The 2,827-nt window shown below is 51.4% G+C and carries 4 protein-coding genes; 3 read left to right on the top strand and 1 reads right to left on the bottom strand.

What is annotated here, in order from left to right:
* Positions 1 to 153: 153 nt before the first annotated feature.
* On the top strand, positions 154 to 663 hold the full coding sequence (locus tag C9E82_RS23675; protein WP_119901217.1) for a tyrosine-type recombinase/integrase: 510 nt from the start codon (positions 154 to 156) through the stop codon (positions 661 to 663).
* 157 nt (positions 664 to 820) lie between these two features.
* On the opposite strand, the gene add is transcribed toward C9E82_RS23675, so the two are convergent.
* Positions 821 to 1,819, bottom strand: coding sequence for an adenosine deaminase (gene add / locus C9E82_RS23670; RefSeq protein WP_170162195.1), 999 nt, complete (start codon positions 1,817 to 1,819; stop codon positions 821 to 823).
* Positions 1,820 to 1,909: 90 nt separating this feature from the next.
* On the opposite strand from add, the gene C9E82_RS23665 reads away from it, so the two are divergent.
* Positions 1,910 to 2,467: a non-canonical purine NTP pyrophosphatase gene (locus C9E82_RS23665; protein WP_119901215.1), complete on the top strand. Its 558-nt coding sequence runs from the start codon at positions 1,910 to 1,912 to the stop codon at positions 2,465 to 2,467.
* Positions 2,464 to 2,715: an SIR2 family protein gene (locus C9E82_RS24300; RefSeq protein WP_147393190.1), complete on the top strand. Its 252-nt coding sequence runs from the start codon at positions 2,464 to 2,466 to the stop codon at positions 2,713 to 2,715. The genes C9E82_RS23665 and C9E82_RS24300 overlap by 4 nt, the downstream gene beginning before the upstream one ends.
* Positions 2,716 to 2,827 lie beyond the last annotated feature (112 nt).

Genomic DNA, 2,827 nt, shown 5'->3' with positions numbered 1-2,827 from the left:
CTCCACAACCAGCATCCCACACTGTGCCCCCCGATAGCCTCGGAGGCATCATGACCATCAGCGTAAGGGGGTCATTTTTGGAAGCCGATTACCCCGTTACGGGGTCAATTTTGCACGCCGGTTCACACAGGGAACTGGCGCGTTCGCCTCGAGATGGCAGGCAATTTACGTGACCTAGCGCTGTTCAACATGGCCGTGGACAGCAAGTTGCGTGGTTGCGATCTCGTCAGTCTCAGGGTCCGGGATGTATTCGCTGCTGGGCGTGTCAAGGAACGAGCGTCGATGATCCAGAGCAAGACCGCGAAGCCGGTCCGGTTCGAAATCACCGAGACGACGCGGCTGTCTCTCGAGCGCTGGATCCACGACCCCGAAATGATCGGCCTGGAGTTCCTTTGGCCCAGCCGAATCCATGGCAGTCCGCATCTGTCGACGCGACAGTATGCCCGGATCGTCCTGGGATGGGTTGTATCGGTCGGACTGGAGCCTAGCGCCTACGGTACACATTCGATGCGGCGAACCAAGGTGGCGCAGATCTACAAGAAGACCGGAAACCTACGGGCGGTCCAGCTGCTGCTTGGCCATACGAAGATGGACAGCACGGTGCGCTATCTCGGTGTCGACATCGAGGATGCTTTGACGCTCTCTGAGGGGATCGACCTTTAGAAAACTAATCCGACCGGCGCATTCCGCGCTGGTCGGCCCTTTGCGGTCCTTCTTGGTGCGCGCAGCGGATGTCTGGTCCACAGCCCAAACTTGCCGATTATCCAGTTTCAGAGATTTACAGGTTGCGCTATCGGCTCCAAACAAAACGGAACCTTTATCACGGAGCGGTCGCCCATAAATCTTTCGAAAATCTGTCGCAGTAAAGGCGAAGTTTCGACTTTTTAGTTTCATCACAAAACGCCAAGTCGATGGAATCGTTAATGATCAGCCACTGCTCGCTCACTGACAATCGTACGTGCTTTTTCGCCATTTCAATTTCACGTGCAGGTGAGGTTCGGAAATAGGCCGGATCGTCAGTAGAAAATGCTACCCTGCAACCAGCGTCGATCAGCTTTCTCACTGGGTGTGTTTCGTAGCTTTGGGCAGAACCAAGAAGCACATTGCTTGACATGCAAACTTCAAATCCGATTAAGCGATCCGCAAGCTCGGACATAACAGCGGAATTATGAGCCACAGAAATTCCATGCCCAACTCGACTCAAGTTTAGAGCATTAACTGTACGAAGAACAGATTCTGCATCAAGCCACTCTCCTGTGTGTGCGGTCAAACCGAGTCCAGAGTATTCTGCAATCAAAAATGCCCCTTTAAAGTCCTTTGCGTCGAATTTTCTTTCATTTCCTGTTAGCCCGAAGCCGCGTATATGACTGCTGCCGTTGGATACAGCCATTTCGGCCACAGTAACAGCTTCGTCCGGCCCGCGATGCCGGACGCAGGTTACGATAATGGAGCTAAAGATCCCGAACTTCTCTTCTGCCTCCTCGATGGCATCCGATATAGCTGAAATTTGAGATTCAAATGGTATGCCATTTGCGATTGAATGGCCCGGTGAGAGCATGAGCTCAACATAGATGGTACCATTTCTTGCGACCGATTCGAGATAAGCAAACGCAATGTCTTTCAAGTCCTCTGCGGACCTAACTACGTGACCCACCTGATCATAAACAGACAAGAAGTCTTCGAAATTTGAGAACAGGTAGTGTTCGTGCTCCAGTCGAAGAGGAAGTGGCACGCCATGCTTCTCCGCGAGAGCTGCCGCTTGATCAGGTTTCATGGTGCCGCGCAGGTGGCAGTGCAAGTCAAAGTAGACCGGTGGCACGCCACCGATCCGAGACTCCGAATTTCGAGTTGTCATGTCGCCCTACCAATCATAGCTTGGCATGGCTAACGACTGAGCTTGAGGAGTTCAATGCAGACCCTACGCTTTCTGTCCGGGAACCCCTTCAAGATCGAAGAGGTCAAGAAGATCATGGATGCGATCAATGTTAAGGTCGTTCCAGTGGACTACAAGATCAACGAAATCCAAACAATTGATGTTCCCAAGCTGGTCCACGACAAGTGTATCAAGGCATTTCAACGTGTTCATAGGCCGATCTTCGTTGAGCATACCAGCCTGCACATTGAGTCGCTTAATGGCTTTCCTGGCGGCCTCACACAGGTCTTTTGGGACACATTGAAAGCTGAAAGTGTTGCCGATATATTTGGAAAAACAGAAAATCCAGAGGTAAGAGCCACAACTCGGATCGCATATTGCGATGGCCGCAAGGTTCACCAATTCGAAGGTGAAATTCTCGGGAAGATATCGGATACTCCACGTGGGAACAGAGATTTCCAGTGGGATTGCGTCTTTATTCCAAATGGGGAAACTGAGACATTCGCTGAGATGGGGGATCGTAAAAATGACATATCAATGCGTCGGCTTGCGCTGCAAAAATTTGCAAATTTCCTAGAGGCAAAGTCCAGATGACCGATGCGTTGAAAATCGCGATCAAGAATAGGCAGGCCATTCTGTTTGCGGGTGCAGGTGTCTCCGCTGTGTTAGGGGCTCCATCGTGGGGGCAGCTAATTGAACACATCGGTGAAGACCTTGGCTTTGAAAAGGAGGTGTTCCGCGCTTTAAGCGATAGCTACTTAACTCTTGCGGAATATTACAAGATTCAAACAGGTAGCATCGGACCTCTGAGAAGCTGGATGGATCGATGGTCTGCCCCCTGAAAAGTGGTCCTCCCTGAAGTAGGCTATTTAGCCTTAGAGAGGATTTTGGAATGCCCCAGAAGAAGCACAAGCCCGAAGAGATCGTGGCGAAGCTGCGCCAGGTCGACGTTTT

The sequence above is a fragment of the Paracoccus sigandri genome (genome assembly GCF_003709565.1).
GTDB lineage: Bacteria > Pseudomonadota > Alphaproteobacteria > Rhodobacterales > Rhodobacteraceae > Paracoccus > Paracoccus siganidrum.
The sequence above is the reverse complement of the archived record's forward strand: the minus strand, read 5'-3'. Positions and strand labels throughout refer to the sequence as shown.